General features: G+C 68.7%; 11 protein-coding genes. 1 reads left to right on the top strand and 10 read right to left on the bottom strand.

Going from position 1 to position 15,311, the window contains the following annotated elements; all coding sequences use genetic code 11:
* Positions 1-10: 10 nt before the first annotated feature.
* The 8 genes from FBY35_RS02600 to FBY35_RS02635 all read right to left on the bottom strand — a co-directional run bounded on the left by FBY35_RS02600 (position 11) and on the right by FBY35_RS02635 (position 11,647).
* Positions 11-1,243: a sarcosine oxidase subunit beta family protein gene (locus FBY35_RS02600; protein ID WP_142212212.1), complete on the bottom strand. Its 1,233-nt coding sequence runs from the start codon at positions 1,241-1,243 to the stop codon at positions 11-13.
* Entirely contained in the window at positions 1,240-2,517 is a 1,278-nt protein-coding gene (glyA, locus tag FBY35_RS02605; protein ID WP_142212213.1) for a serine hydroxymethyltransferase, read from the bottom strand. The genes FBY35_RS02600 and glyA overlap by 4 nt, the downstream gene beginning before the upstream one ends.
* On the bottom strand, positions 2,514-3,365 hold the full coding sequence (locus tag FBY35_RS02610; RefSeq protein WP_142212214.1) for a bifunctional methylenetetrahydrofolate dehydrogenase/methenyltetrahydrofolate cyclohydrolase: 852 nt from the start codon (positions 3,363-3,365) through the stop codon (positions 2,514-2,516). The genes glyA and FBY35_RS02610 overlap by 4 nt, the downstream gene beginning before the upstream one ends.
* Positions 3,366-3,392: 27 nt before the next feature.
* Positions 3,393-5,831 (bottom strand): FAD-dependent oxidoreductase, encoded by a 2,439-nt coding sequence (locus tag FBY35_RS02615; RefSeq protein ID WP_142212215.1) that lies wholly within the window; start codon positions 5,829-5,831, stop codon positions 3,393-3,395.
* 197 nt (positions 5,832-6,028) lie between these two features.
* Positions 6,029-7,030, bottom strand: a complete 1,002-nt coding sequence (locus FBY35_RS02620; RefSeq protein ID WP_142212216.1) for an ABC transporter substrate-binding protein — start codon at positions 7,028-7,030, stop codon at positions 6,029-6,031.
* A 47-nt stretch (positions 7,031-7,077) separates the two neighbouring features.
* Positions 7,078-9,069, bottom strand: coding sequence for a proline/glycine betaine ABC transporter permease (locus FBY35_RS02625; RefSeq protein WP_142212217.1), 1,992 nt, complete (start codon positions 9,067-9,069; stop codon positions 7,078-7,080).
* Positions 9,069-10,157, bottom strand: coding sequence for a glycine betaine/L-proline ABC transporter ATP-binding protein (locus FBY35_RS02630; RefSeq protein WP_142212218.1), 1,089 nt, complete (start codon positions 10,155-10,157; stop codon positions 9,069-9,071). The genes FBY35_RS02625 and FBY35_RS02630 overlap by 1 nt, the downstream gene beginning before the upstream one ends.
* A gap of 20 nt (positions 10,158-10,177) precedes the next feature.
* On the bottom strand, positions 10,178-11,647 hold the full coding sequence (locus FBY35_RS02635; RefSeq protein WP_142212219.1) for an aldehyde dehydrogenase family protein: 1,470 nt from the start codon (positions 11,645-11,647) through the stop codon (positions 10,178-10,180).
* A 220-nt stretch (positions 11,648-11,867) separates the two neighbouring features.
* Between FBY35_RS02635 and purU the strand changes: the two genes are divergently transcribed.
* A complete protein-coding gene (purU, locus tag FBY35_RS02640) occupies positions 11,868-12,740 on the top strand; it encodes a formyltetrahydrofolate deformylase (protein WP_142212220.1) in 873 nt (290 codons plus the stop codon).
* 70 nt (positions 12,741-12,810) lie between these two features.
* Here the strand turns inward: purU and FBY35_RS02645 are convergent, their stop codons facing one another.
* Positions 12,811-13,644: a methylenetetrahydrofolate reductase gene (locus tag FBY35_RS02645; RefSeq protein WP_142212221.1), complete on the bottom strand. Its 834-nt coding sequence runs from the start codon at positions 13,642-13,644 to the stop codon at positions 12,811-12,813.
* Positions 13,641-15,302 (bottom strand): choline dehydrogenase, encoded by a 1,662-nt coding sequence (gene betA / locus FBY35_RS02650; protein WP_142212222.1) that lies wholly within the window; start codon positions 15,300-15,302, stop codon positions 13,641-13,643. Before betA ends, FBY35_RS02645 begins: the two co-directional genes overlap by 4 nt.
* Positions 15,303-15,311 lie beyond the last annotated feature (9 nt).

A 15,311-nucleotide genomic window follows, 5' to 3' on the forward strand; every position in this document is an offset into this window, starting at 1 on the left:
AATCGGCTCCCTAGTGGGCCACCGCGGCCGCGCCGTGCTCGTCCACGAGCGCGCCGGTGGTGAATCGGTCGAGCGAGAAGGGGGCGTTGAGGTGGTGGGGGGTGTCGTGGGCGATGGTGTGGGCGTAGACCCAGCCGACGCCCGGGGTGGCCTTGAAGCCTCCCGTGCCCCAGCCGCAGTTGAGGTAGAGGTTGTCCACCGGGCTGAGCCCGACAATCGGCGAGGCGTCAGGGCTGACGTCGACGATGCCGCCCCAGGTACGCAGCACATGGGCGCGGGCGAAGACCGGGAAGAGTTCCAGGGCCGCTGACATCTGATGCTCGATGATGTGGAAGGCGCCGCGCTGTGTGTAGGCGTTGTAGGCGTCGATGCCGGCGCCCATCACCAGTTCGCCCTTGTGGGCCTGGCTGACATACACGTGTACCGCGTTGGACATCACGACCGTGGGGTGCACCGGCTCGAGCAGTTCGGAGACCAGTGCCTGCAGCGGGTGGCTCTGCAGTGGCAGTTCGAAGCCCGCCATGGTGGCGAGCACCGAGGTGTGCCCGGCCGAGCATAGCGCCACCTTGCCCGCGGCGATGGGGCCGAGCGTCGTCTGTACGCCGGTGACCCGACCGCCCTGGATGTCGATGCCGGTGACTTCGCAGTTCTGGATGATGTCGATCCCGGCGGCGTCGGCCGAGCGGGCCAGTCCCCAGGCGACATGGTCGTGCTTGGCGATGCCGGCCCTCGGCTGGTAGGTGCCGCCCATCACCGGATAGCGCACGTCGGGCGAGATGTTGACGATGGGGCAGACGTCCTTGACCGCTTGCGGGTCCAGCCATTCGGCATCGACGCCGTTGAGCCGGTTGGCCTCGACGCGGCGCACACTGTCGCGGACGTCCTGCAGGCTGTGGGCGAGGTTCAGCACGCCGCGCTGGGAGAAGAGGATCGGGTAGTCGAGTTCGTCCGCCAGCCCTTCCCACAGTCTGAGGGCGTGCTCGTAGATTCCGGCGCTCTCGTCCCACAGGTAGTTGGAGCGGATGATGGTGGTGTTGCGGGCCATGTTGCCGCCCGCGAGCCAGCCCTTCTCCAGCACGGCCACATTGGTGATGCCGTGGTTCTTCGCCAGGTAGTGGGCAGTCGCGAGACCGTGTCCGCCGCCGCCCACGATCACCACGTCGTACGACCGCTTCGGCTCGGGCGTGCGCCACAGCCAGTCGGGGTGCTCGGGGAGGTCGGCGCCCGGGGTGCGGGGGCTCATCGGGCGTCTCCGATCAGGTGCGGGTACAGCGGGTGCTTGGCGGCCAGCGCCTCCGTACGGGCGCGCAGCGCCGCGACGTCGGGAGCGGGCTGGAGGGCGAGCGCGATGATGTCGGCGACCTCTGCGAAGTCCACTTCGGTGAAGCCGCGGGTGGCCAGGGCCGGGGTGCCGATCCGCAGGCCGGATGTGACCATGGGCGGACGGGGATCGAAGGGGACGGCATTGCGGTTGACCGTGATGCCGATCTCGTGGAGCCGGTCCTCCGCCTGCTGCCCGTCCAGCTCCGACTCCCTGAGGTCGACGAGGACCAGATGGACGTCGGTGCCGCCGGTCAGGACGCTGACTCCGGCCGCGGCCGCGTCGGGCTTCGTGAGCCGTTCGGCGAGGAGATGGGCGCCGGCGAGTGTGCGGGCCTGCCGCTCGGCGAACGCCGGCGATGCGGCGAGCTTGAACGACACTGCCTTCGCGGCGATGACGTGTTCCAGCGGCCCGCCCTGCATACCGGGGAACACCGCCGAGTTGATCTTCTTGGCGAGGCCGGCGTCGTTGGTGAGAATGACGCCGCCGCGCGGGCCGCCCAGTGTCTTGTGGGTGGTCGTGGTGGTGACATGGGCGTGCGGTACCGGACTGGGGTGCAGCCCGGCGGCCACGAGGCCCGCGAAGTGGGCCATGTCGACCATCAGATACGCGCCCACCTCGTCGGCGATCCGCCGGAATTCGGCGAAGTCCAGCTGCCGGGGATACGCCGACCATCCCGCGATGATCATCTTGGGGTGGTGTTCCTTGGCGAGCCGCTCCACCTCGTCCATGTCCACCAGGTTGTCGGCCTGGTCCACGTGGTAGGGCACGACATTGAGCATCTTGCCGCTGTAGTTGATGCGCATGCCGTGGGTGAGGTGCCCGCCGTGTGCGAGGTCGAGGCCGAGGACGGTGTCACCTGGCTTCAGCAGGCCGAAGAAGACCGCGGTGTTGGCCTGGGCGCCCGAGTGCGGCTGCACATTGGCGAATCCGGCGCCGAAGAGGGACTTGACGCGTTCGATGGCCAGCCGCTCGGTCACGTCGACGTGTTCGCAGCCGCCGTAGTAGCGCCGGCCCGGGTAGCCCTCGGCGTACTTGTTCGTCAGGACCGAACCCTGGGCCTCCATGACCGCCGAGGGCGCGAAGTTCTCCGAAGCGATCATCTCCAGGGTGGACTGCTGGCGCTCCAGCTCCGCGGAGAGAGCGGCATGGACCTCCGGGTCCAGCTCGGCGAGCGGCGCGTTCAGGGTGTTCATTCGGCGTTCCTCTCGGCGGCTTCAACGACATTGGCGAGCAGCATGGCCCGCGTCATGGGGCCCACGCCGCCCGGCATGGGCGCGACCCATCCGGCGACCGTGGCGGCGTCCGGGTGCACGTCGCCGATCAGCCCTTCGCCGGTGCGGGTGATGCCGACGTCGAGGACGACGGCGCCGGGCCTGAGCATGTCGGGGGTGATCAGTCCGGGCGATCCGGCGGCGGCGATGACGATGTCCGCCTCGCGTACGTGCCAGGCGAGTCCCTTGGTCCCGGTGTGGCACAGGGTCACCGTGGCGTTCTCGGACTTGCGCGTCAGCAGCAGTCCGATCGGCCGACCGACAGTGATGCCCCGCCCGATGACGCACACCCGCGCACCGGCGAGGGGGACGTCGTGGCGGCGGAGAAGTTCCACGATGCCGCGCGGGGTGCAGGGCAGCGGGGCCTCGACACCGAGCGCAAGGCGGCCGAGGCTGACGGGGTGCAGACCATCGGCGTCCTTGGCCGGGTCCATGCGTTCCAGTACAGCGTTGGCGTCGAGCCCGCGCGGCAGTGGCAGCTGGACGATGTAGCCGGTGCAGCCGGGGTCGGCGTTGAGCTCGTCGATGACGGCCTCGACCTGCTCCTGCGTTGCGTCGGCGGGCAGTTCGCGCCGGATGGAGGCGACGCCGATCTGCGCGCAGTCGCGGTGCTTGCCTGCGACGTAGGCGTTGCTGCCGGGGTCGTCGCCGACCAGTACGGTACCGAGGCCGGGTGTGATTCCCCGCGCGGCCAGCTTGGCCACGCGCTCGGCGAGTTCGGTGCGGATCGCGGCGGCGGTACGGCGTCCGTCGAGGACCTTTGCGCTCACGGTGCTCCTCTTCATACGGCTGGGGCCTCAGCCGCGAAGGCGGGACATGGACGGGTCGAACAGGGGCTCGTCGGCGATGACCGCTTCGACGCGCTGGTCGAAGTAGCCGATGTGCACCGTGCGGCCGGTCGTGGCGAGTTCGGTGGGCAGCCACGCGTAGGCGATGCCCCTGCCGATCGTGTAGCCGTACGCGGCACTGGTGACGTAGCCGACGGGGCGGTCGCCGTCGTACACCGGCTCCTTGCCCATGACCACGGCCTGCGGGTCGTCGATGGTCAGACAGGTCAGGCGGCGCCGCACATCCGCCTTGCGCCGCTCCAGCGCGGCCTTGCCGATGAAGTCGCCCTTGTCGAGCTTGACGGCGAAGCCGACTCCCGCCTCGTAGGGGTCGTGCTCATAGGTCATGTCGGTGCCGAAGGAGCGGTAACCCTTCTCCAGCCTGAGGCTGTTGAAGGCGCCGCGGCCGGCGGCGATGCCGCCCAGGGGCCGCGCGGCCTGCCACAGGGTGTCCCACAGCTTCTGGCCCATGTCGGCGGTGGTGTACAGCTCCCAGCCGCGCTCGCCGACGTAAGAAAGGCGCATCGCTGTGACGGGGACGGAGCCGATGTGGGCGCGCTTTGCGCGGAAGTACTTCAGACCGTCGTTGGAGAAGTCCGCGTCGGCGAGCGGCTGGAGGACCTCGCGGGCCAGCGGGCCCCACAGGCCGATGCAGCAGGTGCCCGCGGTGATGTCGCGCACCTGGACCGAGCCGTCCGCCGGCAGGTGGCGACCGAACCAGTCGAGGTCCATGTTGCCGTTGGCGCCGACCTGGAAGTGGTCGCGGCCGAGACGGGCGACGGTGATGTCGCTGCGGATGCCGCCGTCTTCGTCCAGGAGCAGCGTGTACGTCACCGAGCCGACCGACTTGTCGACGTTTCCGGTGGACAGCCGCTGGAGGAAGGCGGCCGCGCCGCGGCCGGTGACTTCCAGGCGCTTGAGTGCCGTCATGTCGTACATCGCCACGGTCTCGCGCGTCGTCTGGGCCTCGGCACCGACAATGGGCGACCAGTAGCGCGCAGCCCAGTCGTTGGGGGTCGGAATCGACCGGCCCGAAAGAAGCGGGGCGTTGGCCTCGTACCACTGGGGCCGCTCCCAGCCGGTGGCCTCCAGGAAGAAGGCGCCGAGTTCCTGCTGGCGGGCGTGGAAGGGGCTGGTGCGCAGGGGCCGTGGCGCGCCTGCGGGCTGGAGGGGGTGAAGGATGTCGTAGACCTCGACGAAGTTCTGGCAGTCGCGGGCCAGGACGTACTCCGGGGAGAGCTGGTGCGGCTCGAAGCGGTTGACGTCGCACTCGTGCAGGTCGAAGGACGAGCAGTGGCCGTCCACGAGCCATTCGGCAACCGCGCGGGCGACACCGGCGGAGTGGGTGACCCACACGGCCTCGGCGACCCAGAAGCCCTTGACGTCGGGTGATTCGCCGAGCAGCGGAAGTCCGTCGGTGGTGAAGGAGAAGAGGCCGTTGATGCCCTCTTCGATCTTGGCATCGCGGGTCGCGGGCAGCAGTGCCTGAGTCTCGGCCCATGCCTCGGCGAAGTCGTCCTCGGTGAACTTCAGGACGGAGGGCATCTGCTCGGCCTCGTCGACCGAGACGATGTCCTGCGGGTCGATGGGCATGGGCCGGTGACCGTAGTAGCCGATGCCGATGCGGTCGAAGCGGTCGCGGTAGTACAGGTCCGCGTCCTGGTGGCGCAGGATCGGCCGGACGGCTTCCTCGGCCTGGCCCTCCAGGGCGGGGACGGGGCCTGTCCAGGCGAGCTGGTGGGCGAGCGGGGTCAGCGGAAGGTTCATGCCGACCATGCGGGCGATCTTCGGGCCCCAGATGCCGGCGCAGCACACGACGATGTCGGCGGGGATCTCCCCCTGATCGGTGACCACCGCGCTGACCTGGCCCTCGCTGTGTACGACGTCGAGGACTTCGTGGCGGGCGAGGAAGCGTACGCCGCGCTCGGTGGCCCGCCGAATCTGGGCCTCGACGGCGAGCACCGCCTTGGCCAGGCCGTCGGTGGGGACCAGGAGGCCGCCGAGGACCCGCTCGGGATCCACCAGCGGGTGCAGTTCGATGCATGCCTCGGGGCTCAGCAGCCGGGACTCGATGCCCCAGGCGGTGATCCAGCCGTGGCGGCGGTGGAGCTCGGTCAGCCGCTCGGGGGTGGTGGCCACCTCGAGTCCCCCGACCTGGAGGAAGCAGGGCTGTCCGTCGACGTCCAGGCGGCAGAACTTCTCGACGGTGTAGCGGGCGAGCTCGGTCATGGTCTTCGAGGAGTTCACCTGGAAGACAAGTCCTGGCGCGTGGGACGAGGATCCGCCGGTCGCCGGGAGGGGTCCCTGGTCGACGACGGTGATGTCGGTCCAGCCCGCGACGGACAGTTCGTCGGCGAGTGCCGCTCCCACAACGCCCGCTCCGATGATGACCACTCGGGGTCCCGCCATCGCCGCACCTCCGCCTTTAAGCGTTTGAGTTGCTGTCAGCGCAACATGCATCAGGTTGCGCAACTCACGATGCCGGTCGCCGAGGAGGGTGTCAAGGGGTCTTCACGGCCGTAACCGGGGCAAAAAACAGCCGTGCCCGGCGGGCTGTCACGGCAGCCCGCCGGGCACGGTCAGCGCTTCCCGGCCCCTCTTGTGGATCAGCCCTTCTTGAGCCAGAAATCAACCTTGGCGCGGTTGGCGTCCACCCACTTCTTGGCGGCCGCCTCCGGCGTCATCTTGTCCTCGGCGATGTATTTGGCCACGAGGTTCTGGTCGGAGTTGGTCCAGGTGAAGTTCTTGACGAGGTCATAGGCAGGGCTGCCCGAATCGGCGAACTTCTTGCTGACGATCTTGTCGAGCTCGTACTCGGGATAGTCGCAGGCGACCTTGGCCGCGTCCGCGTCACAGCCCTCCTTGTACGGAGGCAGATTCACCTTCGCGAGCTCGACCTCCGAAAGGAACCACTGCGGCGCGTAGAAGTAGCCGATCACCCAGCTCTTCTTGGCCTCGGCCTGCCTGAACGCCTGGATCAGCGCCGCCTCGCTGCCGCCGTAGACCACCTTGTAGTCAAGTTTCAGATTCTTCACCAGTGCGGCGTCGTTCGTGACGAACGACGGATCGCCGTCGAGGAACTGGCCCTTGGAGCCCGACTCGGAGGTCTTGAAATTGGCGGCGTACTTGTTGAGGTTCTTCCAGTCGGTGATGTCCGGGTGCTCCTTGGCCAGCCACGGCGGCACGAACCAGCCGATGACCCCCTTGTTGCCGGTCGCCCCGGCAGCCACGGCGGTCTTCTGGTCGGTGATGTACTTCTTCTTCAGGTCGTCGTGGCCCCAGTTCTCGACGACGGCGTCCACCTCACCGGTGCCGAAGCCCTGCCAGGCGACCTCTTCCTTGAGGTCCTTCTTGGTCACCTGACACTTGAGGTCGTTCTGGGCGACATAGGCGATGACCGCGGCATTGGCCTCGTAGCCGACCCAGGGGTTGACCGCAAGGTTGAACGTGCCGCACTTGCCGGCGTCGCCCCCCGCCTTGTCCGACCCCGACTCGCCGACCTTGGCGCCGCTGCATGCGGCGAGCGAGATCAGGCTCAGCGCGGCCAGTCCGGCCACCGCTGCCCTGCGTCTTGCGGGCCGCGACTGGGTGATGATGTTCCCGATCATGTACTGCCTCCTGTGCTGTTTCCGGTGGCCGCTGAGGTGTGGCCGGACTACCGAGCGCCGGGCGCTCTCGTCGTGCGCCGTGCCGCCGCCTGGGATATCCGGTCGAACATGACCCCGAGCAGAACGATGGCCAGGCCCGCCGCGAGGCCCTTGCCGTACAACTCGCCCTGGGAGAAGCCGGCTACGACGTCGTAGCCCAGGGCGCCCGCACCGACCAGACCGCCCACGACCACCATGGACAGGACATAGATCAGGCCCTGGTTGGTCGCGAGTGTCAGAGCGCTGCGTGACATGGGGAGCTGAACCTTGGTGATGATCTGCCAGGTACTGGAACCTGCGGCAGTGGCGGCCTCCACCGTGGTTTCCGGCACCGCCCGCACACCGTCTGCGATGATCTTGATAGTCACAGGGGCGGCGAAGACCACCGCGGCGATGATCGCCGTGAAGCGCGTGGCCCCGAACAGCGCCAGGAACGGCACCAGATACACGAACGACGGCATGGTCTGGCCCGCGTCGAGGCTGGGCCTGATCAATCGGTCGGTCAGCGGACTGCGGCCCATCCAGACACCGACCACGACGCCGAGCAGCATCACGATCAGCGTCGCAACGGCCGTTGAGGCCAGGGTCGTCATGCTGTCCGACCACACCCCGGTCCCGACGAGCAGGGCCACACAGACCGCCGCCGTCGCACCCGCGCGCCACCCGCCGAGCACGGCGCCGATGGTGACGATCACCACGCCCACCAGCCACCAGGGCGACTCGGTGAGCAGCGTCTCGAAGGGGTTGAGCAGCGCCGTAGTGATCAGGTCCCTGAATCCGTTGGTAACTCCACCGAAGGTGTCCTGCGTCCACAGCGTGACCGAGTCCGCAGAGCGGGCGATCGCGCTTCCCACCCCGGCCTCGCCGGGGAACTGGGCTGCCCACACATAGGTGTGGGACAGCCATACGCACACCGCGGCCGCCGCGCCGCCGGCGAGCAGCAGGGGACGGCGCCACTTCGTGAAGCGGCCGGCGCCGCGCCTCCTGGCGGTCTCCACGCGGTCACCTGCCGCGGTCGTCACCCGGTCCAGCACGATGGCCATGACGACGATGGCGAGCCCGGCGTTGAAGGCGACGCCGACATCGAGGGTCTGCAGTGCCTTGACGACGGTCTTGCCCAGGCCGGGCGCATCGATCAGGGCGGCGATGGTGACCATGGACAGCGCGGCCATGATGGTCTGGTTCACGCCCATGACGACGGTCCGTTTGGACATGGGCAGCAGCACTTTGGTGAGTGTCTGCTTCCGGGTGGATCCGAGCGACTCGGCAGCCTCGACCGTGGTGGCGGGCACCGAGCGGATGGCGTGCGCGGTGATGCGGATGGCGGGAGGCGCCGCGTAGATGAGTGTGGCGATCGTCGCGGATGCAGGACCGATGAGGAAGAACAGCGTCAGGGGAGCCAGATAGACGAACGTGGGCATCGTCTGCATGAAGTCGAGGAACGGCGTGATCGCGCGGTTCACCCGGTCCGAAAGCCCCGCCCAGATGCCGAGCGGGATCCCGATGAGCAGGGAGACGAACACGGCCGACAGCGTCAGGGCCAGCGTGTCCATGCTCTCCTGCCACAGTCCCTGCAGCCCGAGGAAGACGAACCCGGCCACGGCCAGGGCCGCGACGCGGATGTTGCCGAAGGCCCACGAGACATAGCCGGTCAGGGCGACGACGCCCAGCCAGCCGATGACGGGCACCGGGCGCCCGGCCCCCGGCTGGGAGATCAGCGACTGGATGAAGGTGACGAGATTGTCGATGACCAGCCGGATCTCGTTGAAGAAGTAGAGGAAGAGCGGGTTGCTGTTGCGGTTGGCACCGATGCTGTCGTTGACCGAGTTGAACCAGCGGTGCAGGTCCGTCAGATCGGCCGCCGCGAGGGTCAGCGTCTGCCGGCCGCGCAGGGCGGCGAACAGCACCAGCCAGGCGATCAGGATCGCGGCCACCACTACGCGGCGGCTGACCCTGCGTACGGATGCGACCGGTGCGGCCGTCTTGGTGATGACGGCCATCACGCGCCGCCTTCCTGCCCCGCCACGACCGCGAGGATCTCCTCGTCGCCGACGATGCCCAGAAGCTTGCCGTCCTGGACGACCTTGACCGGCCTGTCGGCGGCGAGCACCGCCCGAGTCGCCTCGCGCACCACGACGTCCGGACCCAACTCCGGGCCGTCGAGGGCATCGCCGGGCTCCGGGGCGCGCATGATCCAGCGCAGGGTGAGGACTTCGGCGCGGGACACGTCCTTGACGAACTCGCGCACATAGTCGTCGGCGGGCGCACCGACCAGTTCGTCACCCGTGCCGCACTGGACCATCTTGCCGTCGCGCATGATGAGGATGCGGTCGCCGAGCTTGAGCGCCTCGGACAGGTCGTGCGTGATGAAGACCATCGTCTTGCCGACCTCGTGGTGCAGGCGGATGACCTCGTTCTGCATGTCGCGGCGGATCAGCGGGTCGAGCGCGGAGAACGGCTCGTCGAAGAAGAGCACGTCCGGGTCGCCTGCGAGCGCCCGGGCGAGACCGACGCGCTGTTGCATGCCGCCGGAAAGCTGGTCGGGGTAGGAGTTCTCGTATCCGGACAGGCCGACGAGTTCGACGACCTCCAGGGCCCGCTTGTTGCGTTCGGCCTTGCTCATGCCGCGGATCTCCAGGCCGTACGACACGTTGTCGACGACCCGGCGGTGCGGCAGCAGCCCGAAGTGCTGGAAGACCATGGAGAACTTGCGGCGCCGAAGCTCGCGCAGACGCCTGGGGTCCGCGCCGCGGATGTCCTCGCCCTCGAAGTCGACCGCACCCGCGGTGGGTTCGATCAGCCGGGTGAGACAGCGCACCAGCGTGGACTTGCCGGAGCCGGACAGACCCATCACGACGAAGACCTCGCCGGGCGACACGTCGAAGTTCACGTCCCGTACGGCGGCGGTGCATCCTGTGCGGTCCATGAGTTCCCGGCGCGAGAGCCCGCACAACTCCTCGGAACCCGGCACCTGGTCGGCCTTGGGCCCGAACACCTTCCACAGCCCGCGCACGGAAATGACCGGGGCTGCGTCCCGGTCCTGGGACGTGCCGCGCCGCTGCGGCAGTTCAGTCTGCGTTGGGGTCACGATCGACCTCTCTTCGGCGTTCAGCCGCGGAACCAGTGCTGCGGCCGGGGTTGGATGTTCTGCCAGATGTGCTTGGGCTCGCGGTATTCCTCCAGGCCTGTCGGGCCCAGTTCGCGGCCCACTCCCGAGTGCCCGAAGCCACCCCACTCCGCCTGCGGCACATAGGGGTGGTAGTCGTTGATCCACACGGTGCCGTGGCGCAGCCGCCGCGCGACGCGCTGGGCCTTGCCGGCGTCCTGCGTCCAGACCGCTCCGGCGAGTCCGTACTCGGTGTCATTGGCGATGCGTACGGCGTCGTCCTCGTCGCTGAAGCGCTCGACGGTCAGCACGGGTCCGAACGACTCCTCGTGCACCACACGCATGTCCTGGCGGCACTCGTCGAGCACGGTCGGCGGGTAGTAGTGACCGCTCGCGAGCGCGGGGTCCGCGGGGCGGCTGCCGCCGCACCGCAGGACGGCGCCCTCGGTGAGGCCGGCGGCGACATAGGCCTCGACCTTCTCGCGGTGCTGTGCGGAGATCAGCGGTCCCGTGTCGGCCTGGGGATCGAAGGGGCCCCCCAGCCGGATGCCTCCGGCGCGGCGTACCACCTCGTCGACGAACGCGTCGTGGAGAGAGTCTTCGACGATGAGCCGGGCGCCGGCCGAGCAGACCTGCCCCGAATGCAGGAAGACGGCGGTGAGAGCGAAGTCCACCGCGGTCTCGAAGTCGGCGTCGGCGAAGACGACATTGGGGTTCTTGCCGCCCAGTTCGAGGGCGACCTTCTTCACGGTCGCGGCGGCCGTGGCCATGATCCTGCGGCCGGTGTCCAGGCCCCCGGTGAAGGAGATCATGTCGACTGCCGGGTCTTCGGACAGCGGTGCGCCCACCTCGGGACCGGAGCCGAGCACGAGGTTGGCGGCGCCGGGCGGAAGACCGGCCTCCTCAAGTGCCCGCATCAGCAGGATGGATGTGGAGGGGGTGAGCTCGCTCGGCTTCAGAATGACCGTGTTCCCTGCCAGAAGAGCGGGGGCGACCTTCCACGACGCCTGGAGCAGTGGGTAGTTCCACGGGGTGATCAGCCCGCACACACCGACCGGCTCGTACGTGATGCGGCTGACGGCGTCGTCCCGTCCGGTGTCGATCACCCGGCCGGCGCTGGTGCCGGCGATCCCCCCGTAGTAGCGGAAGCAGGCGACCACATCGGCGATGTCGTACTCGCTCTCCACGAGCCGCTTGCCGGTGTCGAGCGACTCGGCCCGTGCGAATTCCTTGACATCGCGCTCGATCAGATCGGCGGTGCGCAGCAGCAGCGCGCCGCGCTCCCGTTCGGGGGTCCTCGGCCAGGGGCCTTCGTCGAAGGCCCGCCGTGCCGCCGCGATCGCGGCCTCGCTGTCGGCTCGCGTTCCCTCGGACACAAGCGCGGCAAGCGTGCCATCTGCAGGGCAGAGGATCTCCCGGTGGCCACCGGCCACCGCGTCGCGCCATTCTCCGTCCAGATACAGATCTGCCACGAGCGGAGCCCTTCGAGCGAAGTTCGTTGCGCATCATGCACTGCATTGCTTGTGGTGGAACACCCTGTCCGAACGTGTGACCCACGTCAAGGGGGCGAGACGGGCCGATTCCTCCCCGAGACCCAGTTGCCCCGACTCTCTTGACCACGGCCCACGAGGGGGCTGACCATGTTGCGTATCACTCACCGCGTTGTGCAATACGCACCAACGGAGGCCGCGTATGTCCCCTCGACCGCAACCTGGCCGCGAATACGTCCTCACCCTCTCGTGCCCGGACCAGGCCGGACTGGTGCACGCCGTGAGCGGCTACCTGGTCAGGAATTCCGGCAACATCCTGGAGAGCCAGCAGTTCGACGACCGGCTTCAGGACCGTTTCTTCATGAGGGTCCATTTCGATGTGTCGGACCCCGACACCGATGTGAAACACCTTCGCGACCGCTTCGGTCCCGTCGCCGAGGCGTACCGGATCTCGTGGACCCTTCGGGATGCCTCGACCCCGACCCGCACGCTGATCATGGTGTCGAAGTTCGGCCACTGCCTGAACGACCTGCTCTTCCGCCGGCGAACCGGCGCGCTCAACATCGACATTCCGGCCATCGTCTCCAACCACGAGGAGTTCGAGGAGCTGGCCGGGACCTACGGCATCCCCTTCCACCACATCCCGGTCACCAAGGCCACCAAGGCCGATGCCGAGGCACGGCTGCTGGAACTCGTACGCGAGCTGGACATCGACCTGGTAGTGCTTGCCCGCTACATGCAGATCCTCTCCGACGACCTGTGCAAGCAGCTCGAGGGCCGGGCCATCAACATCCACCACTCCTTCCTGCCCAGTTTCAAGGGCGCACGCCCCTACGGACAGGCGTACGACCGCGGCGTGAAACTCGTCGGCGCCACGGCGCACTATGTGACGCCCGACCTGGACGAGGGGCAGATCATCGAGCAGGACGTGGTGCGCGTGGATCACTCGCTCGACCCGGACGCACTGGTCACGGTGGGACGGGACGTGGAGGCGCAGGTCCTGGCGCACGCGGTGAAGTGGCACAGCGAGAGCCGCGTCATGGTGGACGGGAACCGCACGGTGGTCTTCCGCTGAGCCGGGGCGCTGCCCTCACGCCCGCGCAAGCGGCCTCCTGGACCTCCGGCCCCGCCGGGGGTCCGGTGGCTCAACACCCGTCGATGCGGTCCAGCATCGCCCGCCGCCAGCGTTCCGTCTCGGCGATCTGGTTGAAGGTGAACAGGTGCAGCCCCGCCACCGCCGCCGAGGGCGCGGTCAGCGCGGGCGCGCTGCGCCGCAGCAGCCGCTCCGGCGCATAGCCGCCCGGCGCCGCCAGGCGCGCGAACCAGGAGGCGTGCCGCGCCAGGAAGCGCGTCGACTCCCCCACGCCGATCTTCGCCGCCATCGCCAGCAGCTTCGTACGTTCCACGGGCCCGGCCACGCCCACGTACACCGGAAGCGTGACATCGCGCCGCCGCACCCGGCCCACCCACTCCCCCAGCACGCGTGCGTCGAAGCACAGGTTGCTGACGATGTACGTCGCGTGGGCGTGCTTGTCCCACATCGCCTGGATGGTGATGTCGTCGTCGATGAGCGGATGGCTCTCCGGGTAGCCGGTGATGCCCACCCTGGCGAAGGGGCTGCCCAGTTCCGCGAGGTGCCGCAGGAGTGGCAGCGCGCCCTCGTAGGGGCCCGCGGGCGCATCGGCGTCCCCGGCGGGTACGAAGACGTCGTCCACGCCTGCCTCACACAGCCGGTGGACGACCTCCTTCACATGGGCGCCGTCCCGCAGCAGCCGCGCGGGCACGTGCGGCACGGCGCGATAGCCGTGCGCCGCCAGCCGGGTGGCCAGGTCAAGCGTCGGCTCAAGACCCTTGACCGGCGACGCGGTGACCGTGACCACCACGTCGCGCGGCACATGGGCGAGCACCTTGTCCTGCGTCGCCCTCGCGGGGAGTACTTCGTAGCGGACATGGTGCAGCAGCGAACGGAACGCGGTCATCTCGCGGAGTCGCGGTGCCGGTAGTAGGCGGCCTTCGAGGGCGGCAGCGGGTCCTTGCCGAGGATGAGGTCGGCGGCCTTCTCGGCGATCATCATCACCGGCGCGTAGATGTTGCCGTTGGTGACGTAGGGCATCACCGAGGCATCCACGACGCGCAGTCCCTCGACGCCGTGCACGCGCATGCTGGCGGGGTCGACGACGGCCATCTCGTCGGTGCCCATCTTGCAGGTGCAGGACGGGTGCAGGGCGGTCTCGCCCTCCTTCGCGACCCAGGCGAGGATCTCCTCCTCGCTCTCGACGGACGGTCCCGGTGAGATCTCTCCGCCGTTGTACGGGGCGAGCGCGGGCTGGTTGAGGAGCTTGCGTGTCACCCGGATCGCCTCGACCCACTCGCGGCGGTCCTGTTCGGTGGACAGGTAGTTGAAGCGCAGGGCAGGGTGCTCGCGCGGGTCCCTGCTCTTGATCTTCACGGAGCCGAGGGCGTCGGAGTACATGGGGCCGACGTGCACCTGGTAGCCGTGGCCGCCCGACGGTGAGGATCCGTCGTAGCGGACCGCGACGGGCAGGAAGTGGAACATCAGGTTGGGGTAGTCGACGTCCTCGTTGCTGCGGGCGAAGCCGCCGGCCTCGAAGTGGTTGGTCGCGGCAGGTCCCTTGCGGAAGAGCCACTGCAGACCGATGAACGGCGCGCGCCACTTGGCCATGTACGGCTGCATGGAGACCGGCTGCGTGCAGGCGTACTGGATATAGACCTCCAGGTGGTCCTGCAGGTTCTCGCCGACACCCGGAAGGTCGTGCACGACGTCGATGCCGAGCGCGCTCAGTTCCGCCGCGTTTCCGACGCCGGACAACTGGAGCAGCTGCGGGGAGTTGATCGCGCCGCCGCACAGGATGACCTCGCGGGCCCGGACCTGCTGGGGCCTGCCGCGGCCACGCCGGTACTCGACGCCGACGGCGCGCTTGCCCTCGAAGAGCACGCGAGTGACCAGAGCACGGGTCTTGACGTCGAGGTTCGGCCGCTTCCTCACGGGCTTGAGGTACGCCTTCGAGGCCGACAGACGACGGCCGCGGTGGACATTGCGGTCGAAGGGGGCGAAGCCTTCCTGCCGGTAGCCATTGACGTCGTCGGTGCGGGGGTAGCCGGCTTCCTGGACGGCCTCGAGGAAGGCGGGGAAGAGGGGGCTGGAGGCCGGGCCGCGTTCGAGGACAAGGGGGCCGTCGTGGCCGCGGAACTCGTCGTCGGGGTCGGCGGCCAGGCAGTTCTCCATGCGCTGGAAGTACGGCAGACAGTGCGCGTAGTCCCAGGTCGCCATGCCCGGGTCCGCGGCCCACCGCTCGTAGTCCATGGGGTTGCCGCGCTGGAAGATCATGCCGTTGATGCTGCTGGAACCGCCGAGCACCTTGCCACGGGCGTGGTAGACGCGCCGGCCGCCCATGTGGGGCTCCGGCTCGGACTCGTACTTCCAGTCGTAGAAGCGGCTGCCGATCGGGTAGGTCAGCGCCGCGGGCATGTGGATGAACACGTCCCAGGGATAGTCGGGCCGGCCGGCCTCCAGCACCAGCACGCGGTTGCCCGGGTCGGCTGAGAGCCGGTTCGCCAGTGCGCTGCCGGCCGATCCGCCGCCGACGATGACGAAGTCGTACTGCTGGGGGGCCATGGCTGCCTC

Origin of the sequence: Streptomyces sp. SLBN-118, assembly GCF_006715635.1 — a bacterium.
Classification (GTDB): domain Bacteria; phylum Actinomycetota; class Actinomycetes; order Streptomycetales; family Streptomycetaceae; genus Streptomyces.

What these genes read in the sequence shown, in the direction of transcription:
- FBY35_RS02600 (WP_142212212.1), bottom strand. Translation starts at nt 1,243, where the DNA reads ATGAGCCCCCGCACCCCGGGCGCCGACCTCCCCGAGCACCCCGACTGG.
- glyA (WP_142212213.1), bottom strand. Translation starts at nt 2,517, where the DNA reads ATGAACACCCTGAACGCGCCGCTCGCCGAGCTGGACCCGGAGGTCCAT.
- FBY35_RS02615 (WP_142212215.1), bottom strand. Translation starts at nt 5,831, where the DNA reads ATGGCGGGACCCCGAGTGGTCATCATCGGAGCGGGCGTTGTGGGAGCG.
- FBY35_RS02620 (WP_142212216.1), bottom strand. Translation starts at nt 7,030, where the DNA reads ATGATCGGGAACATCATCACCCAGTCGCGGCCCGCAAGACGCAGGGCA.
- FBY35_RS02625 (WP_142212217.1), bottom strand. Translation starts at nt 9,069, where the DNA reads ATGGCCGTCATCACCAAGACGGCCGCACCGGTCGCATCCGTACGCAGG.
- purU (WP_142212220.1), top strand. Translation starts at nt 11,868, where the DNA reads ATGTCCCCTCGACCGCAACCTGGCCGCGAATACGTCCTCACCCTCTCG.
- FBY35_RS02645 (WP_142212221.1), bottom strand. Translation starts at nt 13,644, where the DNA reads ATGACCGCGTTCCGTTCGCTGCTGCACCATGTCCGCTACGAAGTACTC.
- betA (WP_142212222.1), bottom strand. Translation starts at nt 15,302, where the DNA reads ATGGCCCCCCAGCAGTACGACTTCGTCATCGTCGGCGGCGGATCGGCC.